Raw genomic sequence first — 15,983 nt, 5'->3', positions numbered from 1 at the left:
GTAATTCGTTATATTTATGGTAAAATAATCGGGACAAACCATTTTTGCCATAATCAAAATGCGCCAATTAATCGACAAACCTTATCTCTATTTTTTGCTCGCCATACCCTTATTCTTGGTAATTGGGTTATGGCATGGGGATGATGTTTTGGATGTAGGCCTTTACGACACTTATTACGTTGCCTCCTTTTGGGACCTTGCCATTCTTGCCTGCATACTTTTTGGAATTATGGGCTTGGGGTATGCATTGATGAAAGAGGCCGTAAGGAAACAATTAAATCGTTTGATTTGGATCCATGTAGGCTTCACTTTTGGAGGGATTCTACTGGTCTGGATATTGAGCGGATTTTATCGGACCGATATTATGGAATATAAATTCAATAACTATCTAAGTGCCGTCATATCGGTCCTGGTCTTGCTAATACTTTTAGTTCAATTCATATTTCCGATCAATATAGTTTATGGGTTAACGAGAGCTAAATCAAAATAAAGGCTTCCAATATGGATTCAAAAACAAGTATAAACACATCATTGCGCTAACGTGCAGTATCCGGAACACAAGACATGTGGTCTTTACGAGTGCCCAACAATTATATTTCCATTTAGCAACACACAAGAACCTGATTTTTTACTACTTTTAATGTAAGCACCTCCAAAATTGAAGATAAAATACAGAAATAGACACTTGAACATAAACCTAGCTTTGGGCATGTTGTGGTTATTGTGGTTTATCACTAATTACTTTTCTTCCGAAGGAACTGATTGGCATGATTACGGTTTAGGCTTATTTTCCATGATCTATTTTGGTTTGTATTTGTATCAAAGACAAAACAAATACCTCACCATCTCGGACGGTTGGATCAAAAAGAATTCACCTTTTGGAAAAAAAGTAAAGCTTGGGGAGGTTGATCGTATCAGAAAATTTGCGGGCGACTATATCCTAAAAACAGATTCGAAAGAATTTGTAATAAACACTTTGATCATAGCTCCCGAATCCATCAAAGATTTGGATGGAGAACTACAAAAACTGGATGTTGTATGGTACTAAATACTGTTTACAATGGTACATTCCTCTAAACTTCCATTTCCACCATGTTAATCAGCAAAAGACAGATTTTTATTCTTTTTTCGATTGCAGTTTTGTTGGCCGTACCCTTTGTGGCCATGCAGTTCTCATCCGAAGTAAATTGGTCGTTATTCGATTTTATCGGCGCCGGCATTCTACTTTCGATCATAGGTTTTACCATTGATTTTGTACACCGCAAAACCCGATCTCGCAATAAAAGGTCCCTTATTCTTTTAGCCATATTTATTTTGTTTTTATTGGTTTGGATCGAATTGGCCGTAGGTCTATTTAACACTCCCTTTGCCGGCAATTGATGTCCTGTGCCATATACTTTCCATAGCGAGCGCAACATTCTAAAATTTTTGTTAAATGCACTCTTTTTGGTTAAATCGGAGACAGAACCGCTCTCGGATTTGATAAATTTTGTAGATATTTAAGGTTTTTAATAGGCAGGAATGGGCAAAAGGAAGAAGCAGGCCAAAGTATTACGAATCTTTCGAAAAGTACATAGAACCACAGGAGCTTTACTATTTATATTTTTCTTTATTATCTCGATCTCTGGACTTCTTTTAGGGTGGAAGAAGAATTCCAACGGTTATATTCTCCCGGAAACACAAGAAGGAACCTCCACCAATTTAAAGGAATGGCTTTCCATGGACAGCCTGCACACCATTGCATGCAACACCCTACATAGCAAGGTCTCCAAAGATTTAGATTTGGCTTTGGACCGAATAGATCTTAGACAGGAAAAAGGCTCCGTTAAATTTGTTTTTATTGATTCTTTTTACGAAATCCAATTGGACGGGGCAAACGGGAACGTTCTTTCCATCGGCCAAAGAAGATCCGACTTTTTAGAAGCCGTACACGATGGGTCTTTACTAGACGATTACCTATCCACCGATGGCTATATTAAACTCGGGTATACCACTGTAATGGGAACCTCACTCTTGGTTTTTACCATAACTGGATTTTGGTTGTGGTATGGCCCAAAGCGGATGAGAAAAGAAAAAAAATCTTAATTCCATAAAAAAACCGTCCCTATTTTGGGTAAGGACGGCATCTACCTGTTAATTTTAATAGATTACCCTTTGATTTTCGTGGGGGGAACAGTACCGTATTTGTCTATAAGATAAACCAAACTTGCCATTGTTGCCGCGCCAAGTTCCAACTCTCGTTTATTTACATGTTCAAAAGTGTCGGTTTCTGCGTGGTGATGATCAAAATAACGTTGCGAATCGGGTCGTAAACCTGCAAGTACAATTCCATCGTTTTTTAAAGGGCCAATATCGGCACCACTGCCTCCTTCTTGAAAGAGATGAATCAAATATGGTTCAAACAAACTTCTCCAGCCCTGGATCTGTTTAAGGTTTTCCGGGTCGGCATCTATGGAAAAACCCCGTGGCGTAAATCCTCCGGAATCACTCTCAAGTGCAAAAATATGCTTCTCCTTTTTACTCTGGGCCACTTTGGCATATTCCTTACCGCCTCGCAAGCCGTTCTCTTCATTCATAAACAATACAACACGTAGGGTTCGTTTGGGTTTATAACCGGTTTCCTTCAACAGCCGTAACACATCCATACTTTGTACGCATCCGGCCCCATCATCATGTGAGCCATCCCCCAAATCCCAGGAATCCAGATGCCCACCAACCAGCATAATTTCATCGGGATAAATACTGCCCGTTATTTCTCCTATCACGTTATAGGACATAACATCGTCCAATTGCTTGCAATTTTGTTTAAAATAAAATTTTGCATCCGGATTTAGCTTTAGAGTGGTACTTAAAAGCTCGGCTCCCTTGGTGCTTATGGCCGCCGCTGGAATCCTCTGGTTTACCGGAATATTTCCATAGGCCATAGATCCTGTGTGCGGGTAATCGTCCAATCTAAGGTTCAAGGAGCGTACAATAACTCCCACTGCCCCATATTTAGATGCTTCTGCTGCTCCAGAATAGCGTTGGTCCGCACAACTGGCATACGCAGAAAAGGTGTTTATTTTAGTTGGATCCATGGGGCGGTTGTAAAAGACTATTTTGCCCTGTATGGCTTCTTTGCCCAATTTCTCAAGGTCTTCTATCCCCTGTACTTCGACCACGCTGGCCTTTAAACCTCCATCCGGTGTAGCAACCGAACCACCGAGCGCACAAATGGGTACATTGGTGGTTAAGCCTGGCTTGGTCTCCAAATAAGCAAATTCAGGTATGCCCCTAACCCATTTTGGCACCATTACAGGTTGCAACCAAACTTTGTCCAATCCGAGCAGTTCTAGTTGGGCCTTGGTGTAATCTACAGCTTGTTGTGCCTGCACGGACCCGGATAACCTCCCTCCTATTTGATTGGACAAGTGATTGAGCCAATCATAAGCTTTACCGTTGGTCAAGGCTTTGTCATAGATTGCCTTGATTTGTTTTTCATCTTCGTTCTGAGAAAAAAATGGTGTACTGACGAGAAAAATGGTCAAAAATAAGATTGTTCTCATGGGGTTTCTTTTTCCAGTTGTTGTTTAAACATTTCCAAGTTAGCTTTTATTTCATCGTCAAGCTCGGGTTCGCGAATATCTTTGTACTTTTTTAACGCTTCCAACATAATGGTGGCCACTATTAACCTTGCCGCTTTTTTATTGTCCGCAGGAATTACATACCAAGGTGCGTGTTCTTTAGCTGTTTTGTTCAGAGCCTCTTCGTAGCATGCCTCGTACGTGTCCCAAAGCTTTCTTTCCTCAAGATCGGCAGGGGAAAATTTCCAATTTTTTCGCTTAAGCTCCAATCTTCTCAACAAACGTTGGCGCTGTTCTTCTTTGGACAGGTGCAGGAAAAATTTAAAAATAATGGTTCCGTTCTCCGCAATGTGCCTTTCAAAATCATTGATTTGCCTGTAGCGTTTGGCCCAAAACTCATCGTCAATATCATTCACGGTTTGAACGTTGGGTAGATTTTCGCCCAAAATATATTCTGGATGCACCTTTGTGACCAACACATTCTCGTAATGTGTCCTATTAAAGACCGAGAACTTTCCCCTTTCGGGCAGTGCAATATAATGTCGCCAAATATAGTCGTGCTTTTTTTCTTTTGCAGAGGGCACCTTAAAACTGTGAACTACAACGCCACGAGCATTAAAATCCTTAAATACTTCGCGAATTAGACTATCCTTCCCTGCTGTATCTATTCCCTGTAAACAAACCAGCACCCCATATTTGCCGTGGGCATATAACGTATCCTGGAACTCTCCCAAGTCTTTACGGACTTCCCCCAGTTTCTCCTTTAACTCTTTGTCGGATAGGTCGAAATCTTCATGGGTCGCTAATTCAGAGAGTTTAATAGTATCCTTTATCCTATATTCTTCTGTTCTGATTTTTTTCATGGGAATGAATATAATTCTTTTTGCTTATACCTTCAACTGTAACCCAATCAGTGTATTTCATCGATATTTTGACCTCTTGTACCCAAAGTTGGTTATTTAATCGATCTAATTCCCCGTTTAGGTGCTGTGCATGTAACTTTAGAAAAATCAGTGACGCAAAGTCCCAAATCTAAAAGCGTTATGAAAAGGAAGAACCTACTTCTACTAATAGTCTTTGCTATTGGTTTAATAGTTCTTTTACTATTGAGCTCCTTTAGCAAACCCACCAATGCTTGCCAGTATGCAAGTTCCAATCTGGAATACATCAAAAGTAAAATAGAAGATGCTGCAATGTCCAAGAACCTGAACATGGCCAGGTACCACGCTTACAAGGCATTGAACGGAATCGAGAAGACCAAGGATAATTTTTTGGATTGTGGTTGTGAAGGTGCCATTGAAAGTCTTGAAACCACACTTTCCATGTTAAAATCGGCGACCAAGGCCAGTGATCTTAACAACTCAAAATTGGAATTGCACAAAGCTTTAGAGACTACGATCATCGGCATTAAAGTCCTAAAGGATTTCGAAAAAGAAACCTCCAGTGAGTACGGAAGCAACGTATTGGTAATGAACACTTCGGATGTCCTGGATTTTGACGATGGCATGATGTTGACACAAGGCTCCACGGTAAAAAAACAGGTCCACCAATGTCTTTTGGGCTTTGAGTCTTCATTGAACAAAGTGGTGTCCGATGTAGATTGTGAAGATGCCCGAAGGTTTATTACGAATATTTATGAGGAATCACGGTTAATATTGCTCAATACCAAACTATCCCAACATAAAAAAGAATACCACCAACGCGTAAAAACTTTAACAAAAGAGGCCCTAGCGGAATTGGAGAATTGCCAGTAAATTACTTGCTGGCAAATAACTTCACATCCTCTTCGGATACCTCCTTACCACCTAAAATGATCAAACGCTCCACTACATTTCTGAGTTCCCGCACATTGCCCGTCCAGTCATAACTTTTGAGCAGGTCTATCGCCTTTTTGGAGAACGTTTTTTGCCCGGTTCCTTGTTCGGATGCTATTTTATTGGAAAAATGCTCTATGAGCAATGGTATATCATCACGCCTATCATTAAGGGCCGGTACTTTGATCAAGATTACCGCTAAACGATGATAAAGATCTTCCCGGAATTTTCCTTCCTCGATCTCTTTTTTTAAATCTTTATTGGTAGCCGCCAGCACGCGAACATCCACCTTTATATCCTTATCGGAACCTACACGGCTTATCTTGTTCTCTTGGAGGGCACGCAAGACTTTTGCCTGTGCGGAAAGGCTCATATCCCCGATTTCGTCCAAAAAAATGGTCCCCTTGTTGGCTGCTTCAAATTTTCCTGCCCTGTCCTTTACCGCAGAGGTAAATGCACCTTTCACGTGCCCAAAGAGTTCACTCTCTATCAATTCGGACGGAATCGCCGCACAATTGACCTCTACAAATGGCGAAGAAGAACGCGGGCTTTTTTCGTGCAGCCAGTGTGCCACCAATTCCTTTCCGGTACCATTGGAGCCCGTAATAAGCACTCTTGCATCGGTCGGGGCCACTTTTTCGATCATCTCCTTTATTGATCCAATTTCATTGCTCTCACCGATCATTTCATAATTTTTGGATATTTTTTTCTTGAGCACTTTGTTCTCGACCACCAGCTCTTTTCTATCCAAGGCATTCCTAACCGTAGTAAGCAATCGATTAAGGTCCGGTGGTTTGGAAATATAATCATAGGCACCCAATCTCATGGTATTCACGGCGGTATCCAGATCACCGTGGCCGGAAATCATTATAAATGGTATTTCGGGCTTAATTTTTTTAGCGGCCTCCAAAACTTCGACACCGTCCATTTTTGGCATTTTAATATCGCAAAGTACAAGGTCGAAATCTTCTTTTTTAATCAGATCGATCCCTGCTTTGCCATCCTCGGCCTCCACTACATTATAATCATCGCTCTCTTCTGCCAATATTTTCACCAGTACTCTTCTAATTGCCGATTCATCTTCGATCACCAAAATTTTAGACATATGCTACGTTTTAAAAAATTCCAATTTTGAAACCAGTCCTAATATAAAAATTTGACTCGTCATTCAATAAATAAACCTTGCCTTGATCATCATTTCTTAACATTCCTTCTTGAACAATGGTTTTCCCCAACATGGCAAAAATGGACATCCGCTTGGAAATATTGTACTGATACACCAAAGTTCCCAGTAAAGAGGTCAACGATATTTTTGAAGCCACCTGACCATTCTCCAGTTCAATTCCGTTCTGAAGATTTATGAAGTAACCATCCAATAATAATGCCATTTCCAAAGAGTGCCTGTTGTTGATGTGATGCTTAATACTGGATTTAGGTATCCCGAAGGTAAACGACCAATTAGGATGAAATTTTCTATAGTAATTCACCAATGGCAATGGTACCGGCAATCCTGTTGTGCTGTTGTAGGTTAAACCAAGTACAATACGGTAAGGTTTATCCGCATCGGCCCGTTCCTTCCAAAAAGTAGCGGTTGCGTTCATAAAAAAATCGTCTGTAATGGTACCGCTAACAAAATTAGAGGCAAATCGAGGTGTAAGTATGGTCACCAAGTTCCAATTTTCGTTCCATTTGGTTATAAACCCCAGGTTCAAATCAAGAACATGAAATCGAATCAACTCGCTTTTATCGAACGGCAGATCGGCGGAATATCCCATATCGAAACGGTTATATTCCAATCCTGTGATCAGGTAATCTTTTTTCTCGTTGAGTTTTATGGGCAAATTTATCAACGCTTTGTACCGCTGTGTCTTTATCCCTGTATCATTTTCAGGAATATTCAGATACTCCACCCTCAAAATATCCGTGCTCTGCGCGCAAAGATTGGAACTGCTTAGTGTTACAATGAAAGCGAACCACTTCCAGATTGTACTATGATGAACTATGGTTTTTATGTCTATTTATTGTTTAGGCTGAATAATATGTATATCGCGCTGCGGAAAAGGAATACTAATGTTGCTCTCCTTGAACTTGGCATTGATCTTATATCTCATCTCACTTTTTATCCGTGGATCCCTAAAGGTATCATTGGTAAAGAAATACACGGAGAACATAAGTGCGGAATCCCCAAAATCCTCGAATAAAACAAAGGGTTTGGGGTTTTTGAGTACCTGTCGTTGATTATGGGCCACTTCTTCCAATATTTTGGTCACCAAATCCACATCGCTCCCATATGCCACACCCACACTAACCTTTTCGCGAGTGGTTTTATGGTTTTGGGTGTAGTTGTAGACAATATCACTTATAAACTTATGGTTGGGGAGAATAAGAACTTTGTCGTCGCGGGTAATGGCCCTAGTGGTTCTTAATTTGATCTCGAACACCTTTCCCACTTTACCGTCCACCTCTACTACATCGCCTACTTGGAGCGATTTGTCCACGATTATAAATATTCCGCCAAGGATATCCTTGAACAACTCCTGCAATGCAAGGCCAAGCCCTACAAAAAGTGCCGCCGATGCCGTAATGATCAGGGTGATATCCACCCCGGCCGCGCTCAATGTTACAAGCACGGCCACCAGATAAATCACATAATTGATAAATTTAAAAACGCTGGAGAATTTTTGTTTGTCCTCTTGTTCCATCTTCCTGGTAAAGATGTTGCGCAACCATTTAAGGATAAACTTTGTGGCGATCAATGTCACCGTTAACAGTAGGAGCAGACCTATGGTAAGGTCAATGGATTTTTCACCTTCACCAAGATGGAACCCCAAGTCGAGGAAATCCTTAATGGTCCCCCAAACATCCTCCTTAATAATTTCTTTTATGTCCTCTGCGCCTTCTTGCATAAGATCCTAATATCTTAACCATTTAATCAATTCCTTGTAGGTAGGTTTTTTACCGTACATTAAAATACCTGTTCTATAAATCTTGGCCGCCAACGATACAATACCAAAAAAGGTAATGACCAACAACAAAATCGAGGTGATAAACTGCCATAAAGGTACGCCGCCCTCACCAATCCCGCCCGGTAATCGCATCAACATTACAATGGGCGATGTTAATGGAAACAATGAAAACCCAACTGCAATGGGCCCGTGAGGATTGCTAAAAACAGAAAAGAATCCCACATAAATAGCCAACATTAAAGGTAATATAATAGGAAAGATAAATTGCTGTGTATCCGTCTCATTATCCACTGCTGCACCGATCGCCGCATAAATGGAACTATATATAAGGTAACCGAGAATAAAGTAGATAAAAAAGGACACAATGAGCAACCCCCAAGGAATATCGTAGATTTCCTTGGCATACAGCATCATTTCGGTATCCATTGCCCCCAATTGCGACATGCTTCCCATCGGCCCTGTAGGCATTGCCGATTCCCCGGAAAGTGCCGAGAGATCTATCCCAAAAATTAGAACAGCGACAAACATTAATGCCGATGCAGAGACGATCCAAATGGAAAACTGTGTAATCCCTGCCAAAGAATTGCCTATTATTTTTCCCAGCATCAACTGAAATGGTTTTACCGAAGATATGATCACTTCTATGATCCGGCTGGTTTTCTCTTCGATCACGCTCCGCATAACGAACCCACCGTAAATGATAATGAACATCATAATCGCATAACCAAAACCACCTCCTATAAATGCCTTGATCTCATTGATTCCCTTGATACTTTTTTCGCCTTCAAATGTTGACAGGTTGATCTCAAAGGATTTTTCCACGCTCGAGAACTGTTCTGCCGATACCCCGAGCTTTTGCAAACGATCTTGTCTTAATTTTTTTTGAAAAACGGCTTCCAATTCTTTTGTTATGGATGTATTGGGATTGTCCTTGGTAAACAGATAACTATTTTTGGCAGCTTCTTCCACCGAAGGCAGATTGGGTATGTACAACAATCCATAATACTCCAAAGTATTGGTAGAATCTTTGGCTTGCTGCAAGGTTAAATCATCAAAATAAACGTAGGAGGTACTTTTTGAAGGCTTTAATTCATCCAGAAAAAATGCACTTTCGTTAAGAACCGACACGACCCTTGTTTCATCATCATTGATCTTTGCCAAATAAGCGATTAGCACGATCATCCCAACAATTAGAAGTGGACTCAATATCGTCATCACTATAAAGGAACGATTTCGGACCTTGGCCAAATATTCCCGTTTTATGATCAGTCCAAGCTTACTTGCCATTATCCTTGCTATTTACGGTTTGTATAAAAATATCGTTGGCCGAAGGAATGGTTTCTTCAAACCTATTTATGTTCGTAGTTTTGGAAAGTTCTGTCAAAATTTCGCCTGTTTGGGACGACGGTAACTGCACCTTAAAATTAACCTGTTGCTCAACCTCATCAATATCCGAGGAAAGTATATTGAATTTTTCCTTTAGTGTTTGCAGGAATATAACAACGTCCGATTCCAATTGTACGCCCACATTAAAAATATTGTTCTTGTATGCCTTTTTGATGTCGGATAGCTTCCCATCCAATATTTTCTCGGATTTATGGATCAAGGCAATGTGCTCGCAAAGTTCTTCGACCGATTCCATCCGGTGCGTAGAGAAAATGATCGAAGTTCCATTTTCCTTTAATTGCAGAATTTCGTCTTTTATGATGTTTGCGTTTATTGGATCGAAACCACTAAAAGGTTCATCAAAAATCAACAACTTTGGCTCGTGCAATACCGTTACAATAAATTGAATCTTCTGGGCCATGCCTTTAGAGAGTTCCTGAATCTTTTTATCCCACCAATCCCCAATATCCAATCTATCGAACCAATATTTTAATCGAGTCTTGGCCTCGCTCTTGGACAGCCCTTTTAACTGTGCCAAATAAAGGGCCTGCTCCCCTACCTTCATGCTTTTGTACAAGCCTCTTTCCTCGGGCAAGTACCCTATGGAAGCGATATGCTTTGGCGCCAACGGCTCTCCATTTAAAAAAATTTCTCCGGAATCTTGGTGCGTAATCTGATTAATAATTCTTATGAACGAGGTTTTGCCCGCACCATTGGGACCCAATAGTCCGTATATGCAGTTCTTGGGTATTTGAAGAGATATGTTGCTCAAGGCAGTATAGTTGCCGTACGATTTGGTCACATTTTCGGCAACAAGGATATGATCCATGTATAGTATTTTTTCAAAGATATGTATTTGCAGATAACCTGCATTTTCTATAAAAACAAAAACCCACCCTTAAAAAAATCAAGGATGGGAAAAAAATTGCTATGAAAAAGAAAATTAGATATCGGTCACCCAACATCAGTTTCAAATATACGTTTTTTATTTAAACAGAAGGTTTTTATTCTTAAGAGAACATGTCTTTTACCTTTTCAAAAAAGGATTTATCCGATTTTTCGGGACTTGGGGCAAAGTTGTCGTCGCCCTGCATACGTTCAAAAAACTCCTTCTGCTCTTTATTTATGTTTTTAGGGGTCCAAACGTTTACATGCACCAGCAAATCACCACTGCCATAGCCATTTAGGCTATTGATTCCCTTTCCTCGGAGTCTCAAAATTTTTCCCGACTGAATACCGGATTCCAATTTTATACGAACCTTTCCGCCAATGGCATCTATTTCTTTGGAACTTCCAAGAACTGCTTCTGGCATACTTATATAAAGGTCGTAATGTAAATTGTCTCCTTCGCGCTTTAGCGTTTCGTGTTCAAGGGTTTCAATGGCTACCAAGAGGTCACCTGCGATTCCGTTTCCGGGAGTATCATTACCCTTGCCGGATACTTTTAATTGCATACCGTCCTCTACACCTGGTGGAATTTTAATGGAAACTGTTTCTTCTTCCACAATTAATCCCTGTGCATCTGCTCCTGCAGGCTTTTTATCAATAGTTTGTCCGGCGCCGCCACAAGTGGTACATGTGGTCGCCGTTTGCATTCTACCCAATATCGTATTGGTGATCTTGGTAATCTGTCCGGTTCCATTACAAGTGGGGCAGGTTTTATAGGTAACTCCCTCTGCTTGTCGCTTGCGTCTTACTTTTACCTTTTTCTCTACTCCATTGGCAACTTCCTCTAGGGTGAGTTTTACACGGATGCGCAAATTGCTCCCTTTGGTTCTTCGCTGTCCACCGCCAAAACCGCCAAAACCACTGAATCCACCTCCACCAAAAGCACCGCCAAAAATATCACCGAACTGACTGAAGATATCGTCCATGTTCATACCTCCGCCACCAAAGCCTCCACTGCCATCGAACGCGGCATGGCCAAACTGGTCGTATTTTGCCCTTTTGTCCGGATTTCCCAATACCTCGTATGCTTCGGCAGATTTTTTGAACATTTCTTCTGCTTTGGCATCGCCTGGGTTTTTATCCGGGTGGTACTCGATTGCCTTTTTCCTGTAGGCTTTTTTTATTTCTGCGGCCGAAGCTCCTTTGGATACTCCTAATATTTCGTAATAATCCTCCTTCATACACTCTTAGTTTCCTACTACTACTTTTGGGTGTCTAATGATACGATCTCCGAGCTTGAACCCTTTTTCGACCACATCGATTATTTTCCCTTTCATTTTTTTGTCCGGTGCAGGAATTTGGGTTATGGCATCGTGCACTTCCGCATCAAAAGTATCCCCAGGTTCGGCCTGTACAGGCTCCAATCCTTTGTTTTTCAGGGTCTCTTTAAATTTATTGCTGATAAGTTCCACACCTTTGAACATTTCCTTGTCCTGGGATTTGGAGAGTTCTTTCAAAGCTCGATCAAAGTCGTCCAAAATGGGCAACAATGCCACCATGACTTCTTGTCCTGCCGTTTTGAAAAGATCCATACGTTCTTTGGACGTCCTGCGCTTGTAATTTTCAAATTCGGCAAAGAGTCTTAAAAATTTTTCCTTCTCTTTGGCCAAATCTTCACGTAGTTTTTCTTCCTCGGACAATTCTTCATTGTTTTCTTCCGTGTCGCTGGTTTCTATATGATCATCGTTCAGCTCAGTACTCTCTTCGGTTTGCCCTTTTTTAGGCTCATCTTCTATTTCCTCAACCTTACTTTTATTGCTCATGTTCAATTGTTTTATTCGAATTTGAAGTGGCAAAAGTACTGCCAATTGTCCAAAAATGTCAAAATGTCACCGCAAATCATAAAAAAAGCCGCCTAAGCGGACTTTTCTAATCAATATCGTCATAAAATTAAATATGTCTATGCCTCTACAGAAGCTGGAACATCCGAGGCTTCTGAACTGTACAAGCTCCTTAATGCTTGGCAAATGTTCACGTATTGAAATGTGAAACCTTCTTCCTCGATTTTTTTACTGCTCACCCTTTGGCTGGACAATACCAAGGCGGACATTTTACCCAAAATTGCCTTCAATAAAAATGCCGGTATGTTTGGCAACCATAAAGGCCTGTCCAATATTTTTGCCAATTCCTTGGTCATTTTGGTATTGGTAACCGGATTTGGTGCAACCCCGTTATAAATTCCTTTGAGGTTGTTCTCCACGGCAAACACGAACATTTGTGCCAAATCTTCGATATGGATCCAAGATTGCCATTGATCACCACTGCCCAAGGGCGCCCCAACAAAGTTCTTGACCGGTTGCGACATTTTGGGCAAAGCTCCTTCATCTTTGTCCAATACGATTCCAATTCTTATTTTGGCCACATCTATGTCCAACTGTTGAAACGAGTCGGCCTCCGCCTCCCACTTTTGGACCACATCGCCCAAAAAACCGTCGTCAACTTTGGTCTCGGTCTCGTCGTAAAAGTCACTTATGGAATCTGGGTATATCCCGACCGCCGATGCAGAAATTAGGCATTCAACTTCCTTATTATTGGATTGCTCCAATCCATTTTTTAAGGTTTGCAGACTATTAATTCGGCTTAGGAGAACTTTTTTTCTGTGATTTGGCGTCCAACGTTTAGCAATGGTGGTACCTGCCAAGTTTATTATTGCTTGAACATTTTTAAAGCAATCCAAATCTATTTCTCCCTTGGAAGGATTCCAATAATAACCTTGAAAATCCTCTTGGGAGGTAATCTTGTTTTTACTTGTGGTCAAATAATTTACGGGTATTCCTTTATCGTGAAGTACCTTAACAATGGCCTGCCCGACCAAACCCGTAGCTCCTGTTATCAACACCTTCATAGCAACATTTTGTACAAATTTACAGGTTTAATCGTCTGTTGATCAGACCTTAATTTAGGTTTAACATATTTGTTTAAACTTTAGTGCCAAACAGCCCTGTAAAGCACCATGGGTTAACAAATTGTTAGGAATCACATCTTTATAGCCCTTAACATTTCTCTTTTTCCGGGTGGTCCAGGCAACCTTTCCACGGTAAATCCAACAGCCTGCATCGCCCTTCTTACACTACCTTTTGCCGCATACGTGACCAATACGCCCTCTTTCTTGAGTGCATTGTGCATGATCGAGAAAATTTCTTCGGTCCACAGGTCGGGTTGCACACGTGCCCCGAATGCATCAAAATAAACAAGATCGACAAGGTTTTCCTCGTCGATCTGCCTAAAATCCTTTTTTTGTTTGAGCAACGAAAAATCCGGTGTTATAGCTACCTCTTCTTCCCAGTTGGAACTATGCATTTTATTAAAAGATGCTTCAACATTATCTGCACCCAACTGCCTACAATAATCCAGAACGCATATTTCATCCACAGAAACAGGAAATGCCTCTACTCCAATATAATCGACCGTTAGTTGTTGTTTGGCAGCCTCCAATAATGTAATAAGAGCATTAAGCCCTGTACCGAAACCAACTTCCAGTATGGTAATGGATCTATTGTTGAACAACCGTAGCCCGTGTTCAATAAATACATGGTAAGCTTCTTGCACCGCACCATGTTTGGAATGGTATTGTTCGTTCCAATCCTCTATTTGAATGGTCTTGGAACCATCCCCTGTCGTGATTATTCTTCGTTTCAAGGCTGGTTTGCAATCAAAACACCATCAGCTTCGAACCTAAGTGTTCTTTTCGGGGCGGTGATCTGGGCCAATTCTTCTTCAGAAGCACCCTCATCCTCAGCATAGTGTTTTTGGTCTTCTACGGACATTTCTTCTAAAAATGCGGCGCCGTTCATCACAACTTTCTTACCCGCAGCATCCTTGGGCACAAAAAAGCCATAATCCTTAAACCGGACAAACACTTCTTCATCGGATTCAAGTTTAACCTTCATCCAACATCCTTTTGCCTGGCAAACTTCTTTGATTTCACCGATCATTTGGGTCTGAAGCGAATCTTTCTCTGAAATTTGATCAAAAGGTGCAGCGGTTTTGGACGCTTTTCCAGAAACCTGGAATTCCTGACCGAAATAATCCCCTTGTATCGTTTCTTGTTTACAGGAGACAAAAAGAACTCCTACTAAAAATACAGTAGCAATTGTGTTAAAATATCTCATTTTTGATAACATTTAAGTAAATGTAGATTAAGTATAACATTTAGATTTGTGAATCGTCCAAAACTAACAATAAATAGCTAATTTTAACACTGTAAATGTAAGTGATATGGAAACAATGGCTAACAAAATTGCTATAGAAAAGACTAAATCTTCAAAAATCCAAGATATTGATTTTGACAATCTTTCCTTTGGAAGTGTCTATTCGGACCATATGTTGGTTTGCGACTATAAAAATGGCGAGTGGAACACTCCAAAAGTGGTTCCTTACCAACCTATTACGCTGGATCCTTCGGCCAAAATCTTCCATTACGGACAGTCCATTTTTGAGGGAATGAAAGCCTACAAGGATGAGAACGGGAAGGTTTGGCTCTTTAGACCTTTGGACAATTGCAAAAGATTGAACAAATCAGCACAACGTTTGGCGATTCCGGAAATACCGGAAGCCTATTTTATGGAAGGACTACAAACCTTGATCCAATTGGAAAAAGATTGGATTCCTCAAAATCCCGGAAGCTCTTTATACATTAGACCGTTCGTTTTTGCATCTGGCAATGGTTTCCATGCATCTCCTGCGGACGAGTACAAATTTATAATTGCCTGTGCGCCTTCTGGATCTTATTTTTCAGGTAAAGTAAAAGTATTGATCGAGGAGACCTATTCCAGGGCAGCAAACGGCGGTGTTGGCTACGCCAAGGCGGGCGGCAACTATGCCGGGCAGTTTTACCCTACCAAACTTGCGGCCGACAAGGGTTACCAGCAAGTAATCTGGACAGACGACAATACCCATGAATTTATTGAAGAAGCGGGAGCTATGAATGTTTTTGTGCGGATCAACGATACATTGATGACAGCACCTACAAGTGATCGTATTTTGGATGGTATCACAAGAAAGAGCATTTTAAAAATTGCAGAGGATGAAGGTATAAAAACCGAAGTCCGCAAAATCTCGGTACATGAACTTGTTGAAGCTGCAGAGAACGGATCCCTAAAAGAAATGTTCGGAGCAGGTACCGCAGCTGTAGTATCTCCTATTTCTGGATTCGGTTACCATGGAAAGGATTACGAACTTCCCGAAGTGGATAACAGCTACGCGTCCTTGTTGAAAAAAAGAATCACGGATATTCAATATAACCGATCAGAAGATAAATTTGGATGGCGACACGAAGTCATCTAACAAAAAAGGCGCCGTTTCGG

Annotated in this window: 18 protein-coding genes; 6 read left to right on the top strand and 12 right to left on the bottom strand. The window is 41.0% G+C overall.

Going from position 1 to position 15,983, the window contains the following annotated elements; all coding sequences use genetic code 11:
- Positions 1-58 precede the first annotated feature (58 nt).
- The 4 genes from MJO53_RS11365 to MJO53_RS11350 all read left to right on the top strand — a co-directional run bounded on the left by MJO53_RS11365 (position 59) and on the right by MJO53_RS11350 (position 2,085).
- Complete coding sequence (locus MJO53_RS11365) at positions 59-490, top strand: hypothetical protein (protein WP_252079156.1); 432 nt, start codon at positions 59-61, stop codon at positions 488-490.
- A gap of 195 nt (positions 491-685) precedes the next feature.
- The gene (locus tag MJO53_RS11360) at positions 686-1,048 is read left to right on the top strand and encodes a hypothetical protein (RefSeq protein WP_252079155.1); all 363 of its coding nucleotides are present in this window, start codon (positions 686-688) and stop codon (positions 1,046-1,048) included.
- 44 nt (positions 1,049-1,092) lie between these two features.
- Positions 1,093-1,380, top strand: a complete 288-nt coding sequence (locus MJO53_RS11355; protein WP_252079154.1) for a hypothetical protein — start codon at positions 1,093-1,095, stop codon at positions 1,378-1,380.
- A gap of 141 nt (positions 1,381-1,521) precedes the next feature.
- Positions 1,522-2,085, top strand: a complete 564-nt coding sequence (locus MJO53_RS11350) for a PepSY domain-containing protein (RefSeq protein ID WP_224835216.1) — start codon at positions 1,522-1,524, stop codon at positions 2,083-2,085.
- 62 nt (positions 2,086-2,147) lie between these two features.
- Here MJO53_RS11350 and MJO53_RS11345 read toward each other — a convergent pair whose 3' ends face one another.
- Both MJO53_RS11345 and MJO53_RS11340 read right to left on the bottom strand, forming a co-directional pair.
- Positions 2,148-3,545, bottom strand: a complete 1,398-nt coding sequence (locus tag MJO53_RS11345) for a M20/M25/M40 family metallo-hydrolase (protein WP_252079153.1) — start codon at positions 3,543-3,545, stop codon at positions 2,148-2,150.
- Entirely contained in the window at positions 3,542-4,426 is an 885-nt protein-coding gene (locus MJO53_RS11340; protein ID WP_224835218.1) for a PPK2 family polyphosphate kinase, read from the bottom strand. Before MJO53_RS11340 ends, MJO53_RS11345 begins: the two co-directional genes overlap by 4 nt.
- 180 nt (positions 4,427-4,606) lie before the next feature.
- Between MJO53_RS11340 and MJO53_RS11335 the strand changes: the two genes are divergently transcribed.
- The gene (locus MJO53_RS11335) at positions 4,607-5,317 is read left to right on the top strand and encodes a hypothetical protein (RefSeq protein ID WP_252079152.1); all 711 of its coding nucleotides are present in this window, start codon (positions 4,607-4,609) and stop codon (positions 5,315-5,317) included.
- Position 5,318: 1 nt separating this feature from the next.
- On the opposite strand, the gene MJO53_RS11330 is transcribed toward MJO53_RS11335, so the two are convergent.
- The 10 genes from MJO53_RS11330 to MJO53_RS11285 form a co-directional block, all read right to left on the bottom strand.
- Entirely contained in the window at positions 5,319-6,482 is a 1,164-nt protein-coding gene (locus MJO53_RS11330) for a sigma-54-dependent transcriptional regulator (RefSeq protein ID WP_252079151.1), read from the bottom strand.
- A gap of 10 nt (positions 6,483-6,492) precedes the next feature.
- On the bottom strand, positions 6,493-7,287 hold the full coding sequence (locus MJO53_RS11325) for a DUF6268 family outer membrane beta-barrel protein (protein WP_252079150.1): 795 nt from the start codon (positions 7,285-7,287) through the stop codon (positions 6,493-6,495).
- Positions 7,288-7,395: 108 nt separating this feature from the next.
- Positions 7,396-8,283 carry a mechanosensitive ion channel family protein gene (locus tag MJO53_RS11320; RefSeq protein WP_252079149.1) on the bottom strand — a complete coding sequence of 296 codons (888 nt, stop codon included), beginning with the start codon at positions 8,281-8,283 and terminating at the stop codon, positions 7,396-7,398.
- Positions 8,284-8,289: 6 nt separating this feature from the next.
- Positions 8,290-9,630, bottom strand: coding sequence for an ABC transporter permease (locus tag MJO53_RS11315; protein WP_252079148.1), 1,341 nt, complete (start codon positions 9,628-9,630; stop codon positions 8,290-8,292).
- A complete protein-coding gene (locus MJO53_RS11310) occupies positions 9,620-10,558 on the bottom strand; it encodes an ABC transporter ATP-binding protein (protein WP_252079147.1) in 939 nt (312 codons plus the stop codon). Before MJO53_RS11310 ends, MJO53_RS11315 begins: the two co-directional genes overlap by 11 nt.
- A gap of 181 nt (positions 10,559-10,739) precedes the next feature.
- Positions 10,740-11,858, bottom strand: coding sequence for a molecular chaperone DnaJ (dnaJ, locus tag MJO53_RS11305; protein ID WP_252079146.1), 1,119 nt, complete (start codon positions 11,856-11,858; stop codon positions 10,740-10,742).
- Between the two features lie 6 nt (positions 11,859-11,864).
- Positions 11,865-12,440 (bottom strand): nucleotide exchange factor GrpE, encoded by a 576-nt coding sequence (locus tag MJO53_RS11300; RefSeq protein WP_252079145.1) that lies wholly within the window; start codon positions 12,438-12,440, stop codon positions 11,865-11,867.
- Between the two features lie 137 nt (positions 12,441-12,577).
- Complete coding sequence (locus tag MJO53_RS11295) at positions 12,578-13,522, bottom strand: TIGR01777 family oxidoreductase (RefSeq protein WP_252079144.1); 945 nt, start codon at positions 13,520-13,522, stop codon at positions 12,578-12,580.
- A gap of 131 nt (positions 13,523-13,653) precedes the next feature.
- Entirely contained in the window at positions 13,654-14,316 is a 663-nt protein-coding gene (gene mnmD, locus MJO53_RS11290) for a tRNA (5-methylaminomethyl-2-thiouridine)(34)-methyltransferase MnmD (RefSeq protein ID WP_252079143.1), read from the bottom strand.
- Positions 14,313-14,789 carry a DUF4920 domain-containing protein gene (locus tag MJO53_RS11285; protein ID WP_252079142.1) on the bottom strand — a complete coding sequence of 159 codons (477 nt, stop codon included), beginning with the start codon at positions 14,787-14,789 and terminating at the stop codon, positions 14,313-14,315. Before MJO53_RS11285 ends, mnmD begins: the two co-directional genes overlap by 4 nt.
- Positions 14,790-14,895: 106 nt before the next feature.
- On the opposite strand from MJO53_RS11285, the gene MJO53_RS11280 reads away from it, so the two are divergent.
- Entirely contained in the window at positions 14,896-15,963 is a 1,068-nt protein-coding gene (locus MJO53_RS11280) for a branched-chain amino acid aminotransferase (RefSeq protein ID WP_224835230.1), read from the top strand.
- Positions 15,964-15,983 lie beyond the last annotated feature (20 nt).

The organism is Flagellimonas marinaquae (assembly GCF_023716465.1).
Classification (GTDB): Bacteria; Bacteroidota; Bacteroidia; order Flavobacteriales; family Flavobacteriaceae; genus Flagellimonas; species Flagellimonas alginolytica.
This window is presented reverse-complemented; position numbering and strand designations above follow the sequence as displayed.